Here is a 2447-nt window from a genome sequence, read left to right on the forward strand (position 1 = left end):
ACAAAGAATGTGTGGTAGATGCGCCAACAGATTTTGCGTCAGATTGCATAGAAACGACGCAGGAATACTGGCGTATTGCAAGGAGTTTCTGTGTGATATGACGGAAAATTCGTCAGCAGATGCTGCGCATAGCCGACAGGCGGGCTTTGTGCGGTGTTGCCTAAAATATCGGCACAATGGCGTGCATAACCTTACCACCTAAAACGGCGGGTGTTGAGGGTATGTACGCCTTTTTGTATTTGCGGAAAATCCGCAGCATCACAGGCTGGCTGCTTGCCGGGATACAAAAGCAGTGTTCTGCACCGGATGTGCAGAAAGAAGGGGGTTTCTATGAATGCTGAAGCAATCTTTGAAGCCGTGGACAAGGAATTATGGGGCGTTTGGTTTCTGATCGGCGCTGCGCTGGTATTCTTTATGCAGTGCGGCTTCGCCATGGTGGAAACCGGCTTCACCCGTGCGAAAAACGCGGGCAACATCATCATGAAGAATCTGATGGACTTCTGTATCGGTACCGTGGTGTTCATCCTCATCGGTTTTGGTTTATTCCTGGGGGAGGATATGGTAGGTCTGATCGGGAAGCCGGGTCTGGATATCTTCACCGCATACGAAAACTTTGACTACTCCAACTTTGTATTCAACCTGGTATTCTGCGCAACCGCCGCAACCATCGTTTCCGGCGCAATGGCAGAGCGTACCAAGTTCCTGTCCTACTGTGTATACTCCGGCGTGATCTCCGCTTTGATCTACCCGGTGGAAGCACACTGGATCTGGGGCGGCGGCTGGCTGGCTCAGCTGGGCTTCCACGATTTCGCCGGCTCCACTGCCATCCACATGGTAGGCGGTCTGTCCGCCCTGATCGGTGCCAAGATCCTCGGCCCGAGAATCGGCAAATTTGAAACCGACAAGGACGGCAAGGTCACAAAGGTCAACGCAATCCCCGGTCACTCCCTGACCCTGGGCGCTCTGGGCGTGTTCATCCTCTGGTTCGGCTGGTACGGCTTCAACGGCGCTGCTGCCAAGTCCATCGATCAGCTGGGCTCCGTATTTATGGCAACCACCATCGCACCTGCCATCGCAACCGTAACCTGCATGATCTTTACATGGCTCAAGTACGGCAAGCCGGATGTTTCCATGTGTCTGAACGCATCCCTGGCTGGTCTGGTAGGCGTAACTGCTCCCTGCGACGTGGTGGACTGCCTGGGCGCATCCATCATCGGTATCGTTTCCGGTCTGCTGGTGGCATTCGGCGTATGGCTCCTGGACTACAAGCTCCACATCGATGACCCGGTAGGCGCCGTAGCAGTACACTTCTGCAACGGTATCTGGGGCACAGTGGCAGTTGGTCTGTTTGCAAATCCGAAGGTTCCGGGCTACTCCCTGGCAAACGCAGATGGCAAGCAGCTTGCAGGTGTATTCTACGGCGGCGGCTTTGAGCTGTTCGGCTATCAGCTGCTGGGTATGATCGCAGTTCTGGCATGGACAGGCGTGACCATCACACTGACCTTCTACGCCATCAAGAAGACCATCGGTCTGCGGGCAAGCCGTCACGAGGAGATCGTTGGTCTGGATAGCACAGAGCACGGTCTGGCATCCTCCTACGCTGACTTTATCCCCACAACACACATTGAAACTACCGCCTCCGGCAAGGAACAGGAAGTTGCCAACGTAATTCCGGCTGCTCCTGTTGAAAAGTCCGTACCGGTAGAGCATAAGAAGTCCGTCAGCATCGCATCCGATGCAGGCGTAAAGATGACCAAGGTAGATATCATCACCAACATCGAGCGGTTCGACGCCCTCAAGAACGCATTGTACGGCATCGGCATCACTGGTATGACCGTCACCAACGCAATGGGCTGCGGCATGCAGAAGGGCGCAGCGGAGTATTACCGTGGCGTTCCCGTAGAAGCAAGACTGCTGCCCAAGGTTAAGGTGGAAGTGGTCGTATGCAAGGTCCCGGTTGAGACAGTGGTTGAAACCGTAAAGCACGCATTGTACACCGGCAAGATCGGTGACGGCAAGATCTTCGTTTACGACGTAGAGAATGTACTCAAGGTCAGAACCGGTGAATCCGGCTACGATGCATTGCAGGATGACTAAAGGCGCATCCTGGCCGCACAGTGCGGTATGAATTTGCTGCCCCTTCTATCTCACAGAACGTCTGCACCCTCCGGGGTGTGGGCGTTCTTTTTTGATGCGCTTGCGTGACCTTTCCCTTTTCTTCGTTCTCTGATGCTCTGCGTGCTCCACTCACGCAGTACGGGTTTACCGCCGTGCGAGCGACAACCGTACTCTCTTTTCCACAACCCTCCCCACTCTTGTGGAAAACGGACGTGCTGAACCGTTCTCACGATTTCAGCCGCCAAATCTCATTCCTTAGCGTTTTGTGCAGCATCATAAGAACGTGTAACCTATGGGTGTATGCTAAAGGGGGATGGGGAAGGAGGAAA

1 protein-coding gene is annotated in these 2447 nt (G+C 54.3%); it reads left to right on the forward strand.

Annotated elements, in window-relative coordinates:
* Positions 1-330: 330 nt before the first annotated feature.
* Positions 331-2097 (forward strand): ammonium transporter, encoded by a 1767-nt coding sequence (locus QVO51_RS03495; protein WP_022357258.1) that lies wholly within the window; start codon positions 331-333, stop codon positions 2095-2097.
* Positions 2098-2447 lie beyond the last annotated feature (350 nt).

It is taken from the genome of Ruminococcus sp. CAG:379, assembly GCF_000434255.1.
In the GTDB taxonomy this organism is placed as follows: Bacteria; Bacillota; Clostridia; order Oscillospirales; family Ruminococcaceae; genus Ruminococcus_F; species Ruminococcus_F champanellensis.